At 54.6% G+C, this 20,063-nt stretch carries 23 protein-coding genes and 1 riboswitch; of the genes, 3 read left to right on the top strand and 20 right to left on the bottom strand.

Annotated features, from left to right (window positions below):
* Nucleotides 1-22 precede the first annotated feature (22 nt).
* The 18 genes from ribE to MKY58_RS09125 all read right to left on the bottom strand — a co-directional run bounded on the left by ribE (nucleotide 23) and on the right by MKY58_RS09125 (nucleotide 16,237).
* On the bottom strand, nucleotides 23-682 hold the full coding sequence (ribE, locus tag MKY58_RS09210) for a riboflavin synthase (RefSeq protein ID WP_339324282.1): 660 nt from the start codon (nucleotides 680-682) through the stop codon (nucleotides 23-25).
* A 16-nt stretch (nucleotides 683-698) separates the two neighbouring features.
* Complete coding sequence (gene ribD / locus MKY58_RS09205) at nucleotides 699-1,829, bottom strand: bifunctional diaminohydroxyphosphoribosylaminopyrimidine deaminase/5-amino-6-(5-phosphoribosylamino)uracil reductase RibD (RefSeq protein WP_339324281.1); 1,131 nt, start codon at nucleotides 1,827-1,829, stop codon at nucleotides 699-701.
* Between the two features lie 355 nt (nucleotides 1,830-2,184).
* A riboswitch (FMN riboswitch) is annotated at nucleotides 2,185-2,368 on the bottom strand.
* A 252-nt stretch (nucleotides 2,369-2,620) separates the two neighbouring features.
* The gene (locus tag MKY58_RS09200; RefSeq protein WP_339324280.1) at nucleotides 2,621-3,058 is read right to left on the bottom strand and encodes a peptidylprolyl isomerase; all 438 of its coding nucleotides are present in this window, start codon (nucleotides 3,056-3,058) and stop codon (nucleotides 2,621-2,623) included.
* 264 nt (nucleotides 3,059-3,322) lie between these two features.
* On the bottom strand, nucleotides 3,323-4,654 hold the full coding sequence (gene lysA / locus MKY58_RS09195; RefSeq protein WP_339324279.1) for a diaminopimelate decarboxylase: 1,332 nt from the start codon (nucleotides 4,652-4,654) through the stop codon (nucleotides 3,323-3,325).
* Nucleotides 4,655-4,771: 117 nt separating this feature from the next.
* Nucleotides 4,772-6,361: a spore germination protein gene (locus MKY58_RS09190; protein WP_339325097.1), complete on the bottom strand. Its 1,590-nt coding sequence runs from the start codon at nucleotides 6,359-6,361 to the stop codon at nucleotides 4,772-4,774.
* A gap of 179 nt (nucleotides 6,362-6,540) precedes the next feature.
* Nucleotides 6,541-6,969 carry a stage V sporulation protein AB gene (locus MKY58_RS09185; RefSeq protein ID WP_339324278.1) on the bottom strand — a complete coding sequence of 143 codons (429 nt, stop codon included), beginning with the start codon at nucleotides 6,967-6,969 and terminating at the stop codon, nucleotides 6,541-6,543.
* Nucleotides 6,966-7,607, bottom strand: a complete 642-nt coding sequence (locus tag MKY58_RS09180) for a stage V sporulation protein AA (RefSeq protein WP_339324277.1) — start codon at nucleotides 7,605-7,607, stop codon at nucleotides 6,966-6,968. Before MKY58_RS09180 ends, MKY58_RS09185 begins: the two co-directional genes overlap by 4 nt.
* A 172-nt stretch (nucleotides 7,608-7,779) precedes the next feature.
* Nucleotides 7,780-8,535, bottom strand: coding sequence for an RNA polymerase sporulation sigma factor SigF (sigF, locus tag MKY58_RS09175; RefSeq protein ID WP_339324276.1), 756 nt, complete (start codon nucleotides 8,533-8,535; stop codon nucleotides 7,780-7,782).
* Between the two features lie 11 nt (nucleotides 8,536-8,546).
* Nucleotides 8,547-9,008 carry an anti-sigma F factor gene (gene spoIIAB, locus MKY58_RS09170; protein WP_036714538.1) on the bottom strand — a complete coding sequence of 154 codons (462 nt, stop codon included), beginning with the start codon at nucleotides 9,006-9,008 and terminating at the stop codon, nucleotides 8,547-8,549.
* Nucleotides 9,005-9,358 carry an anti-sigma F factor antagonist gene (gene spoIIAA / locus MKY58_RS09165; protein ID WP_036714537.1) on the bottom strand — a complete coding sequence of 118 codons (354 nt, stop codon included), beginning with the start codon at nucleotides 9,356-9,358 and terminating at the stop codon, nucleotides 9,005-9,007. The genes spoIIAB and spoIIAA overlap by 4 nt, the downstream gene beginning before the upstream one ends.
* A gap of 93 nt (nucleotides 9,359-9,451) precedes the next feature.
* Nucleotides 9,452-10,633, bottom strand: a complete 1,182-nt coding sequence (locus tag MKY58_RS09160; RefSeq protein WP_339324275.1) for a D-alanyl-D-alanine carboxypeptidase family protein — start codon at nucleotides 10,631-10,633, stop codon at nucleotides 9,452-9,454.
* A gap of 262 nt (nucleotides 10,634-10,895) precedes the next feature.
* The gene (locus tag MKY58_RS09155) at nucleotides 10,896-11,720 is read right to left on the bottom strand and encodes a purine-nucleoside phosphorylase (protein ID WP_339324274.1); all 825 of its coding nucleotides are present in this window, start codon (nucleotides 11,718-11,720) and stop codon (nucleotides 10,896-10,898) included.
* On the bottom strand, nucleotides 11,707-12,642 hold the full coding sequence (gene xerD / locus MKY58_RS09150) for a site-specific tyrosine recombinase XerD (RefSeq protein ID WP_339324273.1): 936 nt from the start codon (nucleotides 12,640-12,642) through the stop codon (nucleotides 11,707-11,709). The genes MKY58_RS09155 and xerD overlap by 14 nt, the downstream gene beginning before the upstream one ends.
* 82 nt (nucleotides 12,643-12,724) lie before the next feature.
* The gene (locus MKY58_RS09145) at nucleotides 12,725-12,958 is read right to left on the bottom strand and encodes a DUF4227 family protein (RefSeq protein ID WP_339324272.1); all 234 of its coding nucleotides are present in this window, start codon (nucleotides 12,956-12,958) and stop codon (nucleotides 12,725-12,727) included.
* A 191-nt stretch (nucleotides 12,959-13,149) separates the two neighbouring features.
* Entirely contained in the window at nucleotides 13,150-13,632 is a 483-nt protein-coding gene (locus tag MKY58_RS09140; protein ID WP_212946879.1) for a Fur family transcriptional regulator, read from the bottom strand.
* A gap of 92 nt (nucleotides 13,633-13,724) precedes the next feature.
* A complete protein-coding gene (gene spoIIM / locus MKY58_RS09135; RefSeq protein WP_339324271.1) occupies nucleotides 13,725-14,375 on the bottom strand; it encodes a stage II sporulation protein M in 651 nt (216 codons plus the stop codon).
* A 57-nt stretch (nucleotides 14,376-14,432) separates the two neighbouring features.
* Nucleotides 14,433-15,668, bottom strand: coding sequence for an endonuclease Q family protein (locus MKY58_RS09130; protein ID WP_339324270.1), 1,236 nt, complete (start codon nucleotides 15,666-15,668; stop codon nucleotides 14,433-14,435).
* Entirely contained in the window at nucleotides 15,665-16,237 is a 573-nt protein-coding gene (locus tag MKY58_RS09125) for an NUDIX hydrolase (RefSeq protein ID WP_339324269.1), read from the bottom strand. The genes MKY58_RS09130 and MKY58_RS09125 overlap by 4 nt, the downstream gene beginning before the upstream one ends.
* A gap of 155 nt (nucleotides 16,238-16,392) precedes the next feature.
* Here MKY58_RS09125 and mciZ point away from each other — a divergent pair, with 155 nt between their 5' ends.
* Together mciZ and MKY58_RS09115 are read left to right on the top strand one after the other, a co-directional pair.
* Complete coding sequence (gene mciZ / locus MKY58_RS09120; protein WP_339324268.1) at nucleotides 16,393-16,557, top strand: Z-ring formation inhibitor MciZ; 165 nt, start codon at nucleotides 16,393-16,395, stop codon at nucleotides 16,555-16,557.
* A gap of 127 nt (nucleotides 16,558-16,684) precedes the next feature.
* On the top strand, nucleotides 16,685-17,911 hold the full coding sequence (locus tag MKY58_RS09115) for a hypothetical protein (RefSeq protein WP_339324267.1): 1,227 nt from the start codon (nucleotides 16,685-16,687) through the stop codon (nucleotides 17,909-17,911).
* Nucleotides 17,912-17,995: 84 nt separating this feature from the next.
* Here the strand turns inward: MKY58_RS09115 and MKY58_RS09110 are convergent, their stop codons facing one another.
* Nucleotides 17,996-19,120: a M20/M25/M40 family metallo-hydrolase gene (locus MKY58_RS09110; RefSeq protein ID WP_339324266.1), complete on the bottom strand. Its 1,125-nt coding sequence runs from the start codon at nucleotides 19,118-19,120 to the stop codon at nucleotides 17,996-17,998.
* 108 nt (nucleotides 19,121-19,228) lie between these two features.
* Here MKY58_RS09110 and prli42 point away from each other — a divergent pair, with 108 nt between their 5' ends.
* The gene (gene prli42, locus MKY58_RS09105; RefSeq protein ID WP_339324265.1) at nucleotides 19,229-19,330 is read left to right on the top strand and encodes a stressosome-associated protein Prli42; all 102 of its coding nucleotides are present in this window, start codon (nucleotides 19,229-19,231) and stop codon (nucleotides 19,328-19,330) included.
* A gap of 1 nt (nucleotide 19,331) precedes the next feature.
* Here the strand turns inward: prli42 and lipB are convergent, their stop codons facing one another.
* The gene (gene lipB, locus MKY58_RS09100) at nucleotides 19,332-20,030 is read right to left on the bottom strand and encodes a lipoyl(octanoyl) transferase LipB (protein ID WP_339324264.1); all 699 of its coding nucleotides are present in this window, start codon (nucleotides 20,028-20,030) and stop codon (nucleotides 19,332-19,334) included.
* Nucleotides 20,031-20,063: the final 33 nt, after the last annotated feature.

Below are 20,063 nucleotides of genomic sequence, written 5' to 3'. Positions count from 1 at the left end.
GCGTTGTCGGCAGCGCTGCGCGTTACGCAAAACCGTTGGACGCCAGCATATCCAGCGTTATGCCGGACCGCTCCGCGCCTTTGCCGGACGCCGCCGGCCCTAACAGCGCATGCACGTATTTGCCGATAATGTCGCATTCGATATTGACGACGCTGCCCGGCTTCAGGCCGGATAATCCGGTTTCCTGAAGCGTGTGCGGTATGACCGACACGGTGAAGCTTTCGCCGTCGGTGTCGGCAATCGTCAGACTGACTCCATCCACCGTGACGGAGCCTTGCGGGATGATGAATTTGGACAAGTCCTGTTTATCCGGCACGATCTCGATCAGCACCGCGTTCTGCTCCTTGGACAGCCGCCGGACCGTGCCGGTCATGTCGGCATGACCCTGAACCAGATGGCCGCCGAATCTCCCGCCTGCTTTCATCGCCCGCTCGAGATTGATGCGGCTTCCCGGCTTCAGCAGCCCCAGATTGGAATGGCGGTACGTCTGGGGCGTGACGTCGACGGAAAAAGCGCCGCCGCCGATTTTCGTGGCGGTCAGGCAGACCCCGTTCACCGCGATGCTGTCGCCGATCCGGATGTCGTCCATGATGGCGGAAGCCTTGATCGTTAAAACCATGGCCTCCCCTTGCCTTGCAATGCCATCCAAAATCCCGATTTCCTCAACCAAACCGGTAAACATGACGTCTCCCTCCTTCTTATTGTTTTTCCCCATTCGAGCTGGCGGGCCACGCCGGTTTTCCCGAAACGAGGATGTTGTCCCCGACCTGCTCGACCTCAAGTTCATTTAACGTGATCGCATCGGCCATGCGGCGGATGCCTTCAAAATCGAAATTATGCGGGGCATGCTTGCCGCCGACGATTTTCGGAGCGATATACATCACGATTCGGTCCGCCAGTCGCGCCTGCAGCAGCTCCCCGTTCAGCGTCCCGCCGCCTTCGACCAGGATGGAGCCGATTTCCCGGCGGCCAAGCTCTTCCAAAGCGGTTGTCAGGTCCACGCGAGGCCCCGCGCCGCAGGCGACGACCTCCGCCCCGAGTTCCTCCAGCATCCTGCGCCGTTCTGCCGGCGCCTGCTCCGTCGTCAAGACGACGATGGGCGAGGTGCCATCCTTGAACATTTTGGCTTCGGCCGGCAGGCGAAGCCCGGAGTCGACGACGATCCGTACCGGCTGCAAGCCTTCCACTCGTTCATGCCGCGTTGTCAGGCTGGGATCATCGGCCAGAACCGTTCCGATCCCGACCATGATCGCCTGATGCCGATGGCGAAGGGCATGCGCCTGGAGCCGGGCTTCCGCGTTTGATATCCACTTGCTGTCGCCCGTGTCGGCGGCGATTTTCCCGTCCAACGTGCTTGCCGTCTTGATCGTCACGTAAGGCAGCTTTGTCGTGATATACTTCGCGAACTTTTCGTTCAGGCGAAGCGCCCGTTCCCGCAGCACGCCGACATCGACCTCGATTCCGTGACGGCGGAGCCGTTCGATCCCGGAGCCCGCGACGACGGGATTCGGGTCTTCGCAAGCGACGACGACCCGCTTCACCTTGGCTTTGATCAACAGGTCGCTGCATGGCGGGGTTTTGCCGTGATGGCTGCAGGGCTCCAGCGTGACGTACACCGTGCTGCCTTCGGCCTGATCGCCGGCCATCCGGACGGCATGCACTTCCGCGTGCGCGGTTCCTCGCTGCAGATGCGTCCCGAGTCCGACAAGCGCACCGCCTTTGACGATCACGCAGCCCACGACCGGATTGATTCCCGTCTGCCCCTGCGCGCGTTCGGCCATATCCAGCGCCAGGGACATGTAAAATTCGTCATTCACGGGGAGTTCCATCGCGCAAATCCCCTCCTTTCCGTTCTTTTGCCTGATCAACCAGGCAACAAAAAAAGCCCTCCGGATACCATCCGGGGGCTTGTCGAGAGTAAGCTAAAGACACGCGAATAAAGCTTCGCCCAATCATCATAGGCGGTACCCGCAACCGGGTACGGCAAAACAAAGCGAGCCTGAGTCACTTGCTTCATCCGAGACGCGACGCGAAAACGGGACCTTCCTTGAAGATCGAATCCGGAGTCATCAAAAAACCCGTTTTCCGATATTCCAAGAACGAACGTCCTGAAAACACGTAAAAAGACACGTCTATGCCGCAGCTTTATTGGTGCAAACGCATAAGCATATGTACCATGCGCTTTCGCTCCTTCTCCCATCCAGACTATACTGTCGGTCCCGGATTTGCACCGGGTCCACCGTACGCGGGCGCTAAAGGCCACGCGGCCGGGTCACGGACTAAGATGCACAAGTTTCATGGCCGTACGCCATAAACGAAATGCATCATCACCGCCGGTAGGGAATTTCACCCTGCCCCGAAGGAATAAACCAATCATGCGTATACAATTGTTTGAAAGCCTGCTGAAAAAGATCAAGCCGCTTTCTAAAAGAAATGTTACCACCACTTCCGCCAAATTGCAACCTTTGCCCCGCGAAGCCGATCCTATGGCTCGCAGACGCCCGCAACGAAAGGCTTTCGGGTTTCATCAAACGAAAAAAAGCCGACGCCGGTAAACCGGCGCCGGCTGTGCCGTTCGCTGACGGCCAAGCCAAAACGTTCCGAAGAGGCGATGCCCTTCTTATTGTTCGTCCCAAACTTTAACTTCTTTCATTTTGTCGCCCGGTCTGATCGCGTCGACAAGTTCCATGCCTTTCGTCACTTTGCCGAAAACGGTGTGCACGCCGTCCAGATGATGCTGCGGCTCGTACACGATAAAAAATTGGCTGCCGCCCGTGTTGCGTCCGGCATGCGCCATGGACAACACGCCTCTCTCGTGCTTCGTCGTGTTCGTTGCTGTTTCGCAATCGATGGTGTAACCCGGGCCGCCGGTGCCGTTTCCGATCGGGCAGCCGCCTTGCGCCACGAAACCAGGGATCACGCGGTGGAACGTCAGGCCGTTATAAAAGCCGGAATTCGCCAGCTTTTCGAAGTTTGCCACCGTGTTCGGCGCTTCTTCCGGCAAAAATTCTATTTCAACTACTCCGCCTTTTTCAAGTTCAATCGTACCTTTTTTCATCGGTATTCACTTCCTCCGGATATTTTCGTTTATTGGATGCTGCTTCATTCGCCAATGGACAAACACCGTTACAAGCATGTCCGCCGTTTGGACTCACTACCTGATTGTATCTTACATACAGACCCTTTTGCAATGATTTCGGGAAACGAAAAAGACCATTTCCGCATTCCCCAATACAGAAATGATCTTTTCCGTGTTTTGTTCTTCACCAATTCTTGCTTTTTAAAGACGGCTGTTCCCGATCTTTCGGACCGCTGTAACTCCTTACTTCAGGACAGCCTGCTTGCTGATCCGCTCCGGGATGACGTCGTTGCCGACGATATCCTGCAGCGTTTCGCGGCGGACGACCAGATCGCTTTCGCCCTCGCGGACGAATACGACCGCCGGACGGCGAATGCGGTTATAGTTGCTGGCCATGGAATAGTTGTACGCTCCCGTGCAGGAAACAGCCAGCAGGTCGCCGCTGTTTACTTTCGGCAGGTCCAGGTCCCAGATCAGCATGTCGCCGCTTTCGCAGCATTTTCCGGCAATGGAAACCGTCTCTTCGACCGGATCGTTCGCGCGGTTGGCGAGCAGCGCTTCATATTTGGATTCGTACAAAGCGGGACGCGGATTGTCCGTCATGCCGCCGTCTACGGCCACATATTTGCGGACGCCCGGAATGTCCTTGCTCGTTCCGACCGTGTAAAGCGTCGTGCCGGCGTCGCCGACGATGCTCCGGCCCGGCTCCACCCAAATTTCGGGAAGCTCGGAAGACCAGCCGGAAAAATGGGTTTTAACCGCATCGGTGATCGCTTTTACGTATTGCGAAACCTCAAGCGGCGTATCCCCGTCCACATAGCGGATCCCGAAACCTCCGCCCAGGTTGACCACCTTGAACTGCACGGCAAGCTGCTCGGACACGCTTTTTGCGAATTCCGCCACGCGTTGCACCGCCATTTCAAAGCCTTCAACCTCGAAGATTTGGGAGCCGATGTGGGAATGAACGCCGAGCAGCTCCAGGTTCGACTGTTCGGACGCCAGCTTCACGGCTTCGAATGCCGATCCGTTGCCGATGTCGAAGCCGAACTTGGAATCGGTTTGACCCGTGGAGATGTACTCATGGGTATGCGCTTCGACGCCCGGCGTTACGCGGAGCAAAATTTGCACGCGCACGTTTTTCTCGGCCGCGACCGCATTCAAGAGGTGCAGCTCCACCAAGTTGTCCACAACGAAGCAGCCGATTTCGGCGTCGATCGCCATTTCGATTTCCTCCAGCGTTTTGTTGTTGCCGTGGAAATGAATGCGTTTGGCCGGAAATCCTGCCTGCAGCGCGGTGTAAAGCTCCCCGTCGGATACCACATCAAGCGACATGCCTTCCTGGTCTGCAATGCGGCACATGGCCATCGTGCAAAACGCTTTGCTCGCATAAGCGACCTGGAATTTCAGGCCGGATGCGCGGAAAGCTGTGATGTACTGCTGACAGCGCTGACGCACGAGCTCTTCGTCCACGATATAAAGCGGTGTTCCGTATCGGGACTTGAGTTCCGTCACGTCGCAACCGCCGATTTCCAGATGCCCTGCTGCGTTTATTTGACTTGTACCATGTAAGAACATAATTCAGCATCCCTTCGCTTTCTGTGGAAAATCAAACTTCCATCTGAACTTTTACATCAGTATAACAGACAACGGAAGAGAATGAATGGATTTTTAAGCAAAACATTTGTATTTTTTCTACGATTGATCCGTATTGTCCGGGTTAGGCGCCATTTTCGTGTTATCCCGCGTTTTGTTGAAGGATGGCCTTTTCTTCGCCTCCAGCAGCGGAAAACGGAATAATACGCTCGCCAGCGCCTTTGCATTAAAAGGTATAAACGGCCACAAATACGAAGAATTGTACGATCGGTGCAGCGTCAGCAGCAAAACGAGCAGCGTCGTGCCGATGACGAACCCCTGCACCTTAAAGAGCGCAACGGCCACCAGGAGCACCAGGCGCACCAGCCGGTTGGCCAGCCCGAGCTCATAGCTTGGCGTCGCAAACATGCCGATGGCCGCAACGGCCATGTAGAGCACGACTTCGTTGACGAACAGTCCGGTTTTGACCGCGATGTCGCCGACGAGGATGGCCGCGATCAAACCCATGGCGGACGCCAGCGGCGTAGGGGTGTGGACGGCCGCCAGCCGCAGCAGGTCCACCCCGAATTCGACCATCAGAAACTGGGCGACCAAAGGGACTTTGCCATGGTCATGTGGCCCGATGAACTGAAGAAAGCCCGGCTTCAATTCCGGATTGGCCACCAGCAGCATCCATAAGGGCAGCAAAAACATGGAGGCGACGATCCCGAGAAAACGGATCCACCTCAAATACGTGCCCATAAATGCCGTTTGCCGGTTTTCCTCGGCATGCTGGCACAGGTCGAAAAAGGTGGTCGGCATGACCATGACGCTCGGCGACGTATCGACGAACACGGCCACCCGCCCCTCCAAAATATGCGAAGCCACCACGTCGGGCCGCTCCGAATACCGGACCAGCGGATATGGATGCCAGCCTTTGTTGATGATGGCCTCCTCCAGCTGCTTATCCGCCTGCGGCAGCCCTTCGATATCCAGGCCTTTGATTTTTTCCCGGATCGAATCGACCTGCACCTTATCGACGATATCGTCAATATATGCAATGCACACGTCCGTACGTGTACGTCTACCTACCTGGACCAGCTCCGCTTTGAATCCGGGATCGCGGACGCGGCGGCGGACAAGGGCGATATTGCTGAGCAGCGTCTCGACAAAGCCGTCCCTGGAGCCCCGTACCACCCTCTCGATGCTCGGTTCTTCCGGGCTGCGCACCGGGAAGGTGCGCGTATCCAGCACGATGGCCGCCTGCTCGCCTTCGATGTACAGGGCGGACATGCCCATCAGCACCTTGTTGATCGTGGAGCTGAGCTTCTTTTCGACTTCCACCTGAATATGCGGGATATAACATTCGAAAAAGGCTTTCAGCGCATCGGTCGTCAGTTGATCCGCCGACAGGTAGGTCAGCCGCTTCAAAATTTCGAGCATGATGTTGTCTTTGGCGAACCCGTTGACGAAAAACAGCCCCGTGCGCTGCCCCGCCAGCGTCATCTCGCGGAACACGATGTCAAAAGAGGTCCCGAGTCCCACCACTTCCTTTAACGTCGCCTTCGTTTGGTCGAGGCTCCCCGAAATGTCGTCCGTTTTTTGCCAGTAGATGACGGATTCCTCGACCGAGTCGGAGTGCTCCTTTTCCCGCTTTTTCTCCTCGGTTTTGACCGGCCCCTTCTGCCGCGGCCCTTCCGCCGCCTTCATGCTTGCCCCGTTCCCGGGATCATAGCCGTTCCCATCCCCTGCGTTTGAACTCGAGGCCGCCTCTCCCTCTGCTTCCTCCGCGTCGCCGTACGACATCGCCGCGGCCGGTTTTGCCGGATCCTCCATGCCTGTTCGTTCGTTTTCATGTTCGTTCATGATCCACGCACCCCTTTCGCGTCTTACTTTCTGTACACAAACCAGTCAAACAACGAGCCTGCCACTTTCCCTGTCACCATCGCCATCAAAAGGCCAAACAAAAAGCGGATCATCTTCAGCCGCTTCGCCAAAATCGGCAGGACGTTCAGCACCTCGGTCAAAGCCGCGGCCAACAGGCCGATAAACGCGCCATGGAACAAACCGACGACCAGCCCCGACCATGGGCCCAGCGACAGCTTCCAATTCCAAAAATCAAACACGGTTCCCACCAGCGACCCCGCGACCATCGCCCCTTCGTACCAGTGTACCTGGTGGTATGAACGCGTCAGTTGGGCAAGCCTCGGAATCATGTCCAGCACGATAAACAATGCGATCACGCCGCCGCCGACGGCAATGCCTCCTGCAATGCCCAGCAAAATTTGCACCAGCAGACCAAATGCCGTCGTGTTCAATGCGGTTCACCCTTGTTTTGCGACGATTTCATCCGTTTGTATTCCTGGGCGACGACAAACTGATCGATGTTTTCCTGGTAAAGGAACATTTCCACCTCAAGCGGGGTCGGCTCCTCGTTCCATTTTTTCTTGAACAGATGGTTGAAAAAAATGACCATGCCAAACCCGATGCCAAACGAATAGGCCGCCTGGAACAGGTAAGGATGCTCGTCCCGTTTGCCCGTCAACATTTCCACCGTCCGGATCTGAACCTCCTGCATGTTGACGTCCGCATGAAAATTCATGATCGTCAGCGCGGAGCCGAAAAAAAGAAGGAGCCAAACGAGCAAAAACAGCGCGAGGGAAGGCTTCCGCGGATTTTGGACGACCTCCACCAGCACGTGGTTTTGCCCGATCGGTTCGATTTTCACCCCGGGGATAAGCTCCTGCACCTTCGGTATGATTTGCATAAGGTCGATAAGCAGTAAATTGCCGTCCCATTTTTGCGGCTCGACCAGCTCCAAATTGCGAAGCGGCGCCTCCCACTCCGGGTCGCTCAGGATCCGGGCGACATGCCCAAGCGTCACGACCCTGCCCTGCGTGATCGGCACGCGGCTGCGCAGCTGCAGGTACACCGTAGGAGCCGAATTCGATGACATTCCTATCACTCCTTTGCTGCCTCAATGACGTTAGTATAGGAAAAAGCTCCGTTTTCTACTCCATCGATACCATTCCTGGACGTTTTTCCCTTGTTTTTCGAGAACAGCCCACTAGAAAACAAAAACGGACCGGCCCAAGGAAAAACATCCTTAGAACCGGTCCGCTGCGCGTTTACTGCGCAATCTGATCGCGGATCAGCTGCAATATTTTCTTTTCCAGGCGCGACACCTGCACCTGGGATATGCCCAGCCTGGAGGCCACCTCCGATTGGGTCTGATCCCGGTAATACCGTAGGTACACGATCAGCTTCTCGCGTTCGGAAAGGCCGTCGATCGCTTCGTTCAGGGCCAGCTTGTCGAACCAGCGCTCCTGCGAATCGTCGGCGATTTGGTCCATCAGCGTAATCGGATCGCCGTCGTTCTCAAAGACGGTTTCATGGATCGAGGTCGGGGGCTTGTTCGCCTCTTGGGCAAATACCACTTCCTCCGGCGTGACCCCGAGTTCTTCGGCCACTTCCTTCACGGTCGGCAGCCGATCCAGGTGTTTCGACAGCTCGTCTTTTTTCTTCCGGACTTTGTTCGCCATTTCCTTCAGCGAGCGGCTTACCTTAAGCGTGCCGTCGTCCCGGAGGAACCGCTGAATTTCGCCGATGATCATCGGCACGGCATACGTCGAAAATTTAACGTCGTAGCTCAAATCGAATTTATCCACCGACTTCAGCAGACCGATACAGCCGATCTGAAACAAATCCTCCGGCTCATAACCGCGGTTCATGAACCTTTGTACAACGGACCAGACGAGACGGATGTTGCAGTTTACCAGCGTATCGCGGGCCATGCTGTCTCCGGCCTGGCTCAGCGCGATCAGGCGTTTGACTTCCGCATCTTCCAGATAGGTCTGCGAAGGTTTTTTCACATCAGCATCCATGCGCCCAACCCCTAATTATACAAAGCTTTCTTGGATTCAATCCTTTTCTTCATCCTGATCGATGTACCGGAGCCGGGTTCGCTGGAAACTTCAAATTCGTCCATGAAGTTTTCCATGATCGTAAATCCCATCCCTGATCTCTCCAGTTCAGGCTTTGACGTGTACAGCGGTTGACGGGCCAGATCCAAATCCTCGATGCCTGCCCCTTTGTCTTCGACGGTGATGGTCACCGTATCGCCGACGATTTCTGCGTTGATCGTGACGATTCCTTCGGGATTGCCGTCATACCCGTGAATGATGCTGTTCGTGACCGCTTCGGAAATGACGGTTTTCAAATCGCTCAGCTCGTCCATGGTCGGGTCCAGCTGGGAGATAAACGCCGCGACCGTCACCCGCGCAAAGGATTCGTTTTCCGACTTGGCGGAAAATTGGAGCGTCATGAAATTGCGCTGCACCTCTTTTTTCTCCGTCATGACACGACCTCCAATCCCGAAAGCGCCTGGCCTTCGTTATCATAAATAGGCATGATCTTAAACAGCCCGGACATGTCCAACAGACGATAGACCGCCGCATTGACGTCGCATACGGCCATTTTTCCGCCTTTGCTTTTGATCAGCTTATACCGTCCCAAAATGACTCCCAAACCGGAACTGTCCATAAACTGCAAATTTTTAAAGCTGAGCACCAAATGCTCCGTTTGTCCTCTCTGGATCGCTTCGTCCAGCTGTAAACGGACATGGTCGGCGGTATGATGATCCAATTCGCCCGAAAGGCGGACGATCAATGTTTTGCGGTGATGCTCCATTTCCACTTGCAGATTCACGCCTGCTCACTCTCCTTCCTGTCGCTTGAACAAGGATTTCTACGCAGCGAAAAGAGATTCCTGCACCCCGACAAAACTAGAAGAAAACCGCTATCAATCTACAAGGAACAATTTCGAGGCCGTGCGCTTGAACAGCTTCCACCATCCGGCTTTGCCGACTTGCTCCGGCGATTTCAGCTCGAATTCCTTAAGAACTTTGTCGCCTTGGTACACGACCAGCTTGGCAAGCACCTGTCCGGCCTGCACCGGCGCTTTGACTTCCTTCGGCACCTGCAGCTCGTGGCGGATGCCTTCGGCATTGGCCGTCCTTTTCAGCAGCACGCTGTAGTTTTGTCCGGCGGTTAAGGTCAGTTCCTTAACGTTCCCTTTGTTGACCTTGACCGTTCCGATCGTGTCGCCCGGTTTGAACAGGGTATGCATGCTGTATTGCGAGAACATGAAGTCGAACATTTTGGACACTTCTTCGTTGCGCGTCTTCGTGTTCGGTTCGCCGAGCACGACCGCCACCGCCCTCAGATCGCCTTTGACCGCGGTTGCGGACAGGCAAAATTTCGCTTCGGACGTGTATCCCGTTTTCAGCCCGTCGGCCCCCGAGTAGAACCGGACAAGCTTGTTCGTGTTGACCAGCCAAAACGGATTTTTGGAATCTTTGCGCAGGTAATCCTGATACGAGCCGGTGTATTTCGTAATGTCTTTATGTTTCAAAAGCTCGCGGCTGATGACGGCAATGTCGTGGGCCGAGGAGTAATGGTTTTCGGCGGGCAGCCCGTTGCAGTTGGCAAAATGGGTATCCTTCAACCCGAGCGCCTTCGCTTTGTCGTTCATCATTTGCACGAACGCTTCTTCGGTCCCCGCGATTTTTTCCGCGATGGCCACCGAAGCGTCGTTGCCCGATGCCATGGCGATGCCCTTAAGCATTTCGTCGACGGTCATTTCTTCGCCGGGCTCCAGGAAGATTTGCGAACCTCCCATGGAAGCGGCGTATTCGCTGGTGCGAACCTTGTCGGTCAGCTTCAGTTTGCCGGAGTCGATCGCTTCCATCGTAAGCAGCATCGTCATAATTTTGGTAATGCTGGCCGGCGGCAGTTTATCATGGCTGTTTTTCTCGTAAATAATAGTTCCCGTATTCGCATCCATTAGGATGGCGGACTTTGCGTTTGCCGCCAAATCCGCCTGCCCCGTCTGTTTGGCCTTTTCCTCCGCAAATCCTGCCTGCGGGAATGCCGCGGCCGACAGGCATGCCGACAGCACCACCGCCAATAGTGTCTTCCTCAAAATAAGTCCCCTCCTGACTCTCGTCATTTTGATCTTGAGAATTTTGCAAACCCGAAAAATAGCCGGCTGAAAACGAACGGAAGCGGAAATATGTTGCAAAATTCAAATCCTGCTGTTTTCCAGTGTCGTCAGGTTCCGAGAAAAATATTCCATGGATCGGCGGACTTATGAGGAAAATTTTGGATAAAACACAAAAATCCGCAGGTCACCAGACCTGCGGACATCCTTTCGGCATGTTGCCATACATACGCTAGAACATAAATTACATCTGCGGAATAACCGCCAGCACGAGGCTCAAAAACTTGTCCCGGGCCAGATCGGTCGTTTCCATCACTTCGTCGTGGGAAAGAGGCTGGTCCAAAATCCCCGCCGCCATGTTGCTGATGCAGGAGATGCCGAGCACCTCGAGGCCGGCGTGGCGCGCCACGATCGTTTCCGACACGGTCGACATGCCTACGGCATCGGCACCCAGCGTCCGCAGCATCCGGATCTCGGCCGGCGTTTCATACGAAGGCCCGAGCATGCCCGCATATACGCCTTCCTGCACCTCGATGCCTTTCGCGGCGGCGATCGTTTTGAGCGTCTTGCGCAAACGGCGGCTGTAGCCCTCCGACATATCCGGGAAGCGTACGCCAAGCGCCGAATCGTTTGGACCGATCAGCGGGTTTCGGCCCGTCAGGTTGATATGGTCGGATATGACCATCAAATCGCCGGGCTTATAGGATGTATTTACGCCTCCCGCCGCGTTCGTGACGAGCAGGCTTTGCACGCCCAGTTCCTTCATGACGCGCACCGGGAAGGCCGTTACTTCCGGACCGTATCCTTCATACATGTGGAAACGCCCTTTCATCATGATGACGGCGCGGCCTTCAATCGTTCCGAGCAGAAGCTCGCCGTCATGCCCTTCGACCGTCGATACCGGGAAATGCGGAATATCCTGATAAGGAATCGAAATGCCGTCCTGGATCAAATCCGCAAGAACGCCAAGCCCGGATCCGAGAATCAACCCCACCTCGGGTTTCAAATCGGTTTTGCCTTGAATGTAAGCCGCCGCTTCGCGGATCACTGTCTGATTAATCATTGTCATTTCCGTTTCGCTCCTTCGACATCGTTAAATACGCCCGCTCCCGCGGATGATGGCTTTGGTATACATCCTTCATCGCTTTTTTGGTCAACAGGCTATAGATTGGAGCCGCGGACATATCGCTGTGCCCCAGCATCTCCTGGACGGAACGGATATCCGCCCCGTCCTCGAGCAGATGGGCTGCAAAGGAATGGCGCAGCGTATGCGGGGTAATATCCCCGTCAATGCCGGCTTCCGCGGCGTATTTTTTTAATATTTTCCAAAACCCTTGGCGGGTCAGCCTTGTCCCAAGATTGTTCAGGAAAAGCCCGTTTTCCCGTTCATCCTTGACCAATTGAGGCCGTATCCGATGGATGTATGTACTAACGGCTTCGGCTGAAATGCTGCTGATCGGCAGCACCCGCTCCTTCCCCGAGCTGCTCGTGCAGCGGAGAAACTTCATGTCGGGATACACGTCTTCCACGTTGAGCGACGTCAGCTCGGAGACCTTCATCCCCGTCGCGTACAGCAGCTCCAGCATCGCCTTATCGCGGATTCCCGGCGAAGTCGAGAGGTCCGGCGCTGCCAGCAGACGCTCCACCTGTTCGACGCTTAATATTTGCGGAACTTTTTTTTTCGGTTTCGGCGACTCCAAATACAGCGTAGGGTCCTGTTCCATCAAAGACTCCTTGACCATGTAATGAAAGAAGGAACGGAGCGAGACCAGCTTCCTCATGACCGTGGATGCCGCAAACCCGCTTTGCTTCATTTCATTCATATGCATGGATACATGCAGCTTTTTGATCTCGTCGACCGATTGAATCCCCTGCCGCGAGGCAAACTCGAAAAACTGCCGCAGATCGCGTTCATAGGACTCAAGCGTGCTTTGAGACAACCCCTTCTCTTCACCCAAATGGCGGATGAAGGATTCTACGTACTGTATCATAAGTCAAATAAAGCTCCTTCAAATAGATTTTGCAGATCCGTTCATGAATCGGACAGCCCCCCGGATTTCTTTGTCGTTCCCCTTACTCACCGTACCAATAAAAGAACCGCAGCCTGTCGCCCATCATTTCGCCCGCCGGGGCCTGATCGGAGGGGTGGAAAGCCTTAACGGCATGCCCTTCCGGAATCCGGTAATGGTCGACCGGCGTAATCCATGCCCCAATCAGACTGAATAGCTGGTACAAAGCGTAGGTAAGCGCGGCAAAAACAAGCAGAAATTTCAATGTCGACAGGCATTTTCTCACCGATATAATCATTCGGATCACACCTTTCGGCTGATGGCTGGGAAAATCGAAAAAAGCGAAGCATAAGCGCTTCCCGTTACACAGCTTATGAACATGCGCCTTGCGATATGACAAGCCCTTCGCCCCGCCTACCAAAAAAGCCCCCACCGGCAAACATCATGCCGGCGAGAGCTTGTGATCTTGGAGGATCGTGATCCGATGGATTAAAGTTTCGACTTGCCCGCTGTTTCGCTGCGTTCTTCCTCTTCTTTCGCCTTGCAGCGGTAACAGATGCCGTGGAAATCAAGCCGATGATCGGACACCGTAAAATTAAACTCGCGTTCCAGCCGCTCTTCCAGCGGCCCCAGCCAGTCCTCGCGGATTTCATCCATGCTGCCGCATTTCACGCAAATCAGATGATGATGGTGGTGTTTTGCGGTATCCGTCCGCAAATCATACCTTGCAACGCCGTCGCCGAAATTGATTTTTTCAACGACATGCAATTCACTTAGCAGCTCAAGGGTACGGTACACGGTAGCCAGACCGATTTCAGGAGCTTTTTCTTTGACGAGCATGAAGACGTCTTCCGCACTCAGGTGATCTTCTTCATTCTCGAGCAAAACTCTGACGGTCGCTTCCCGCTGGGGTGTCAGCTTATAGCCCTGGGATTGCAGTTGTTGTTTGATTTTATCGATCCGCGCTTCCATTTTCTCCCTCCCCACAGGAAAATCACTGTACCTATGCTATATCATATCTTTTATTATAGAGGGAGTTGCGCGGCAAAGTCAAACCATTTTGCTCATGATCCGGGCACCGCCGCCGTCTCCAGCAGCACGGGAGTCACCCATTTCATCATGCTTGGCGTCACCCACGTCTCGAACGAGGACACGCCGAGCATCAGCAGGCACATCACCAGCGTCAAACCGACATAACGCGCGAAAGGACGCGTAACATTGACGCGATTATGCAGCATCACCCTGTTTTTGATCACGTGCAGCGAAAACGCGATCGCCGAGACGCTGGACACGATCAGCACGGGAATGATCAGCAAATTGGACGGGGCAACCGACACGAGCGCAAACAGCAGCCCTTTCCATGAAAACTGCCCGACGAGATAACCGACCGTGAACCCGATCAGCACGCCCTTCAGAAAATCAAGGATAAGAATGCCCGGCAGCCCGATAACGGACAGGCCGAGGAACCAGATCAGCCCGACCCATTTCAAATGCAGGCCGGCGATGCTCCAGAAAGACTGCGCAGTGCCCGAACCGGCTTCGTTTTGGTCTACCGTCATGAAAAAGTTTTGAAGATACCGCCCGAGATCCTGCTGCTGCTCCAGCGACAACGCATTGACCATAAGAGCCCCGAATATGACCCCTACAAGAAACAGCACGGCAACAAAAATGTATAGAATATTTTGCTCCTTCAAGGTATGGCGGAAAGTTCGCATTTGACGGATCTCTCCCTTCCTGTCACATACCTCTACTCTATGAAGACAAGCGTCCGACTATGACTTGTCGGTAGATACGTCTACCTTTCCGTATGTCCCTCCGCCGCCGGCCGACAGCGACAGCGTGCCGTTTCTCGCCATGACGATTTGACGGGCCATTGTTTCCCCGACCGTCCCCGCGAGCTCCTCTTCGGACGCCCGGTGCAAAATCGCCATTTCGGTGCCGAAACGCTCCAGAAGCTTTTTCATCGTGGCTTTTCCCAGGCCCGGAATGAACTCGAGCGGCACCTGATAATGGTAATTTGGCCGCCCGTCCGGCTGCACGGGCTGTTTTCGGTCGGCGATGTCCAGGATCCGGTCGAGCACTCCCTGCACTTTTTTCAAGCTGCCGCAATGGGGGCAGGCTCCCGTCATCGCCTCCTCCCCGTCAAGGATGCGGCTGCAGCCGAGGCAATAAGTCCGGTGGTACTTCCCGAGCCGGGGATTCAGGCCGAAATTGGCCGTCACGCGGCGTCCCTCCGATTGGTCCAGCGCCATCATGAATTCGCGGAAGCTCGGCTCGGCAAGCCGGATCCGGTTGTACTCCCTGCCGATTTTGCCCAAGGAATGCGCGTCGGAATTCGTGACGAACGTAAAGCGGTCCAGCTCGGATATCAGCCCCGCCATCTCCGAATCGGCGCTAAGCCCAAGCTCCACGCCGCTTACCATGTCCAGGTCCAGCACTTCGGACATTCGCGGCGCCACATTGCCATAGATTCCTTTGTGCGGGGTGAACACGTGGGCAGGGATCATGATGCCGCCCCTGGCGTAAATTTCCTCCTGCAGTTTCCGCGCCGTCACGTAAATCCGTTGGGAACTCAGATTGACGTTTTTCATATGCCCAGCCATCCAACCGGTGAAATGACTCATGACCGCCAGGTCCGGAAAATAGGCAAGGAGATGGGCCGCGCCTTTTCCTTCCTCATAGATTTCGATTTCGCTGCCCAAGAGGATCGTCGTTCCGCGATAGGCGATGCCGCCGCCGGGAAGTTCCGTCATTTCGCCGGATTCCAGGCAGTCGATGATATCCTTTTGCACTTCGGGCGAATGGCAGTCGATGATGCCGATCAAATCCATGCCTTTGCGGCCGGCGGCTTCTTTGGCGATGTTCGCGAACGTCAAGTCCTTGCTTCCGCTTATTTTTACGGCCTGTCCGGAAGTCGTCCGACCGATATGGATGTGCAAATCGGCATAAAATTCCTTTAATGTTGGGCGGGGATCTCTTGGTGTCATGCTGCCTTCAGGTAACGTCATATCCGGAATTCTCCCGTCAGCTGCTGCAGCTTCCAAGCATAAACCGCCATGATCGTTTTGGCATCGCTGATTCTCCCCGATTTCACGGCCTCCAGCGCTTCTTGCAAGGTCAGCTCGTAAAGCTCAAGAAATTCATCCTCGTCCGGTACCGCTTCCCCGCTTTCCAGCCCTTCCGCTACATATAAATGGATCAACTCGTCCGCAAAACCCGGCGAAGTGTAAAACGAATGCAGCAGCCGGATCTGCTGACATGTATACCCCGTCTCCTCCTGGAGCTCCCGTTTGGCCGCTTCAAGCGGATCTTCTCCTTTTTCGAGCTTCCCGGCCGGTATTTCCAGCTCGCAGCGCCCCATGGCCTGCCGGTATTGATCGACCAAAATGATTTTGCCGTCATGGATCGCCAGCACCGCCACGGCGCCGGGATGCCTCACGATTTCCCTGGAAGCCGTGCCGCCGTCCGGCAGTTTGACCGTGTCGATTTGGAGCGAAATGATGTTGCCCTCAAATACGGGTTTCGTGGAAACCGTGACTTCGTCGAGTTTTGGATTCGAATATGAAATTGGTTTCAAAGCGTCTCTCTCCTTAGATCCGGCTTTGCAAACGTCCTCTATGGTTTCTATGAAATTTGCAAGCCCCTATATTTTAAAAACAAGCATGTTTGAACAGACTGACACATATGGTGTTATTATAACAAACTTCACGCAGGAAAGAAGGAGAGCCCCTTATGAAGAGCTACCGCACGGAGACCTCGATCCATATGGTTGGTCAAGCCTGGCAGATCCGGATCATGCTGAAACAGTGGATGAAAGAAACCGAACCCCGCGCCCCTCTAAGAGCGATACTCGGGAGAGAAGCGGCCTTAAGACGCACGGATGCCGGATCGCGATGACCCCAAATATGGCAAAGATATAAATAAATGTGAAAATTGTCATGGTTTTTTGGATTTTCTCGTTTTTTTTGCTCGTCCCCTATAACTATTTCACGTTTGCGTTGTTTTATATAACGGAGGGTCTCGTATGAAGAAAGACCAAGCATTGTCCCTGCTTCAAACCAAACCTGAATCTTCTTCGTTTCATTACAAATCAGGATTATGGTATCGCTCGCGCGGAATGGATGCCGCTGCTCTTTCGTGTTTCGAGAAAGCCCTTTCGATCACCAGGTCCGGCAAGAAAACGGCGGATCCTTCATTCGACGAATCCTTGTGCTGGAGGGAATACGGCAGGCTGCTGAGGCAGCTGGGCCGCCATCATGAAGCAGGAAGGGCTTTCCGCGAATGTCTCGCAAGGAAGCGGCACATCCCGGAAGCACTCGTGGAAATCGGATTGCTTCTCCGCCAGTCGGAAATAAGCGACGGGGAGCTCCGGATCCGGTTAACCGCGGTCGCCTCCGAATTCATTGAAGATCCGGCGCTTCATGTAGCGGAAACGCTTTGGACGCTGGGAGCTTATGCTTCCGCCGCCGAACTCTATGCATCCCTAAGCCCTCCTGAAAGGTATACCGACAGAAACCTGGCCCAATACATTTTATGCTTAATATATATGAATCAATTCAAAGAAGCGCTTTCCCTATTATCACGAAACACCATGCAGCAGGATCGCGTGCTCCTGATTACTGCCCGGCATAGAATCAGAACCGCGGAAGCCATCCATGTATGCAAACTGTGTCTGCATGGCAAGAACGGAGGAGATATCGGCATGACTGCTTTATCACGCTACGAAGCTTTGGAAACAGCCAAAACCGCCATTGCGCTCGGCAAAGTGGAGGAAGCTTTGGCTATTTTGTCCAGTCCGACGGAGCATGAATACCATGAGCTCATCTATACCTTGTACAAGCAAGGATACCGCGAGCTTGCCGCTTCGAAGATCGCCGGGATGGAACAGCTTCCCTTGTACGACCGCAGCCAGATTTCCCTTGAACTTTGCTTCATCGCCGCGGAAATCCAATACGACGAAGGGAATTACGAAACGGCGGCCTCCATCTTTGAGGCCATTTACAACACGGATCCCAACCATTCGGCTTCGAGGTTCGGCGCGGCCTCCTGTTATTTGCAGCAAACGAAAAAATCGCTGATGGCCCGGCTCGAAAACACGATCGTCGGCAGCGAGCATTTTCTCCAAATCGAACGTTATCTGAACAACATTACCCGCGCGCTGCACATTTTGAATATTACGGAATGGCATACCCGCTGGACTCCTGCCCAGATGCGCAATCACGGAGCGACTTCCGCCGTTATGCTGCATTAGGTCACAGAAAAAGAGGGTCCCGTTAAAAAAGGCTGTTACCGCGGCATGGAATGCCGGCCGGTAACAGCCTTTGGTTGGTTTGCCTTATTTGGTCGTCTCGCGCACAATGCTGATGACCATTTCCGCGGCTTTGACCATGTCCGCCGCGCGGATTCGTTCTTTAGTGGTATGGATGTTCTCGTAACCAAGCGCCAAATTGACTGTCGGAACCCCCATGCCGTTAAAAATGTTCGCGTCGCTGCCGCCGCCGGAATGGAACGTACGGCTCGGAAGCCCGATATTGGCAATGGCCCGCTGCGCCAGCTTCACGACGTCGTCGTTTTCGTCGAAGTTGAACGCGGGGTAGACGATTTCGCTGATAAATTCGCAGGTCGCGCCGCATTCCTGAACGGCGCTTTCAAGCGCTTCGCGCATATGTTCGATTTGCCGTTCGACTTTGTCCTGCACGATGCTGCGGGCTTCCGCGTCGATTTCGACGTAATCGCAAACGACGTTGGTCGCGCCGCCGCCGGCGAATTTTCCGATGTTGGCCGTCGTTTCATGGTCCAATCGACCGAGCTTCATCCGGGCGATCGCCTTGGAAGCCACCTGGATCGCGCTGATGCCGTCCTCCGGATTTACGCCCGCATGGGCCGATTTGCCGAAAATTTTCATCTTTATTTTCGCCTGCGTCGGAGCGGCTACCGCAATGGCGCCGATCTCCCCGTTGGAATCAATGGCATAGCCAAGGTCCGCATCCAAATATTTCGGATCCATGCAGCGGGCCCCCAGCAGGCCCGATTCCTCGCCGGCCGTAATGACGAACTGGATTTGTCCATGTTCGATGTTCTGCTCTTGAATGACTTTGACGGCTTCGAACAGAACGGCGATTCCCGCTTTATCGTCGGAACCGAGAATCGTCGTGCCGTCGCTTGTGATCCAGCCGTCCGCGCCGAGCTGCGGCTGAATTCCTTTGCCGGGCGCCACCGTATCCATATGGCATGTAAAGAACAGCTTCGGAGCTTTGACTCCCGGCGTGCCTGCCATGGTCACGATCAAATTTCCCGCCCCGTGGCCCGTTCTGCTCTTCGAGTCATCTTCGGTCACGCTCAGCCCGAGATCCGAAAATTTTCTTTTCAGGACCTCCGCGATCTCTTCCTCATGCCCCGTTTCGCTGTCCACCCGGACGAGCTCCATGAATTCTTCCACCAAACGGTCTTGTCTGATCATTGGACTTTCCTCTCTCCCTGCGTTTAAGTTACAATAAACATAGCTGTCCTAACATCAAAATGACATGTTATCCAAGCTAATACACCATCTATCAAAAAAGGAGTAGCTATGCAAAACAAGAAATGGTTTCGCGTGTTTGTTTACATGATGCTGGTCGCCATGTTCGGCTCCGTCATTTTCGGAGTAGTCGAATCCCTGATCGCCCGCTGATTCAGCGGGCCGAACCCGGGACGGTGCCGGCGACCGCCTCGTAACGAAAAACCTCCGCAAAAAAAGGCACGATCTCCTCGGCAACCTGTTCCACGCTAAACGTCTTGCCGGTACAACCTTCAAGCGATGTCACGCCGTATTCCTGGATGCCGCAAGGAATAATTCCGGAAAAGCCCTGCGTTTCGATGCCCGCTTTAATGTTGAAAGCGAAGCCGTGGCTGGTGACGAATGCCCGGCGGCTGCGGCATTTATTGAATTTGACCCCGATGGCGCATACCTTCAAGTCCCCGACCCATACGCCCGTATATTCGGGCTTGCGGCCGGCGTCGATGCCATGGTGCTTTAAGTAATTGATGATGACTTGTTCCAGGTTGCGCAAGTAAGCGTGCAAATCCAGCCCTTCCCCCTCCAAAACAAGCAAGGGGTATCCGACCAGCTGGCCCGGCCCATGGTATGTAATATCGCCGCCGCGGTCGATTTCGAACAAACCGATGCCCTTTTCCTCCAGTTCTTCCTTGCTGAGCAGCAAATGCTCCGGATGTCTTTGGGATCCGATGGTATAGGTTGGCGGATGCTGCAAAAGCAGCAGGGTATCCTGCTGCTCTCCAAGGTCAATGCTTTTTACGATCGATTTTTGCAAATCCCATGCTGCATCATAACCCATCATCGGCGTATAGGAAACATGAAGTTCTTTGCCCATACCGAAATCACGTCCTCTCCAGATGATGAATGA

Source organism: Paenibacillus sp. FSL W8-0194, from assembly GCF_037969745.1.
Taxonomy (GTDB): domain Bacteria; phylum Bacillota; class Bacilli; order Paenibacillales; family Paenibacillaceae; genus Paenibacillus_AQ; species Paenibacillus_AQ cookii.
The sequence above is the reverse complement of the archived record's forward strand: the minus strand, read 5'-3'. Positions and strand labels throughout refer to the sequence as shown.

What these genes read in the sequence shown, in the direction of transcription:
- MKY58_RS09145 (WP_339324272.1), bottom strand. Translation starts at nt 12,958, where the DNA reads ATGATTATATCGGTGAGAAAATGCCTGTCGACATTGAAATTTCTGCTT.
- prli42 (WP_339324265.1), top strand. Translation starts at nt 19,229, where the DNA reads ATGCAAAACAAGAAATGGTTTCGCGTGTTTGTTTACATGATGCTGGTC.
- MKY58_RS09190 (WP_339325097.1), bottom strand. Translation starts at nt 6,361, where the DNA reads ATGAAGGCGGCGGAAGGGCCGCGGCAGAAGGGGCCGGTCAAAACCGAG.
- spoIIAB (WP_036714538.1), bottom strand. Translation starts at nt 9,008, where the DNA reads ATGACGGAGAAAAAAGAGGTGCAGCGCAATTTCATGACGCTCCAATTT.
- MKY58_RS09110 (WP_339324266.1), bottom strand. Translation starts at nt 19,120, where the DNA reads ATGATCAGACAAGACCGTTTGGTGGAAGAATTCATGGAGCTCGTCCGG.
- sigF (WP_339324276.1), bottom strand. Translation starts at nt 8,535, where the DNA reads ATGGATGCTGATGTGAAAAAACCTTCGCAGACCTATCTGGAAGATGCG.
- spoIIM (WP_339324271.1), bottom strand. Translation starts at nt 14,375, where the DNA reads ATGCGAACTTTCCGCCATACCTTGAAGGAGCAAAATATTCTATACATT.
- mciZ (WP_339324268.1), top strand. Translation starts at nt 16,393, where the DNA reads ATGAAGAGCTACCGCACGGAGACCTCGATCCATATGGTTGGTCAAGCC.
- MKY58_RS09180 (WP_339324277.1), bottom strand. Translation starts at nt 7,607, where the DNA reads ATGTCATCGAATTCGGCTCCTACGGTGTACCTGCAGCTGCGCAGCCGC.
- ribE (WP_339324282.1), bottom strand. Translation starts at nt 682, where the DNA reads ATGTTTACCGGTTTGGTTGAGGAAATCGGGATTTTGGATGGCATTGCA.
- MKY58_RS09115 (WP_339324267.1), top strand. Translation starts at nt 16,685, where the DNA reads ATGAAGAAAGACCAAGCATTGTCCCTGCTTCAAACCAAACCTGAATCT.
- xerD (WP_339324273.1), bottom strand. Translation starts at nt 12,642, where the DNA reads ATGATACAGTACGTAGAATCCTTCATCCGCCATTTGGGTGAAGAGAAG.
- MKY58_RS09130 (WP_339324270.1), bottom strand. Translation starts at nt 15,668, where the DNA reads ATGACGTTACCTGAAGGCAGCATGACACCAAGAGATCCCCGCCCAACA.
- MKY58_RS09140 (WP_212946879.1), bottom strand. Translation starts at nt 13,632, where the DNA reads ATGGAAGCGCGGATCGATAAAATCAAACAACAACTGCAATCCCAGGGC.
- lysA (WP_339324279.1), bottom strand. Translation starts at nt 4,654, where the DNA reads ATGTTCTTACATGGTACAAGTCAAATAAACGCAGCAGGGCATCTGGAA.
- MKY58_RS09155 (WP_339324274.1), bottom strand. Translation starts at nt 11,720, where the DNA reads ATGACAATGATTAATCAGACAGTGATCCGCGAAGCGGCGGCTTACATT.
- lipB (WP_339324264.1), bottom strand. Translation starts at nt 20,030, where the DNA reads ATGGGCAAAGAACTTCATGTTTCCTATACGCCGATGATGGGTTATGAT.
- MKY58_RS09200 (WP_339324280.1), bottom strand. Translation starts at nt 3,058, where the DNA reads ATGAAAAAAGGTACGATTGAACTTGAAAAAGGCGGAGTAGTTGAAATA.
- ribD (WP_339324281.1), bottom strand. Translation starts at nt 1,829, where the DNA reads ATGGAACTCCCCGTGAATGACGAATTTTACATGTCCCTGGCGCTGGAT.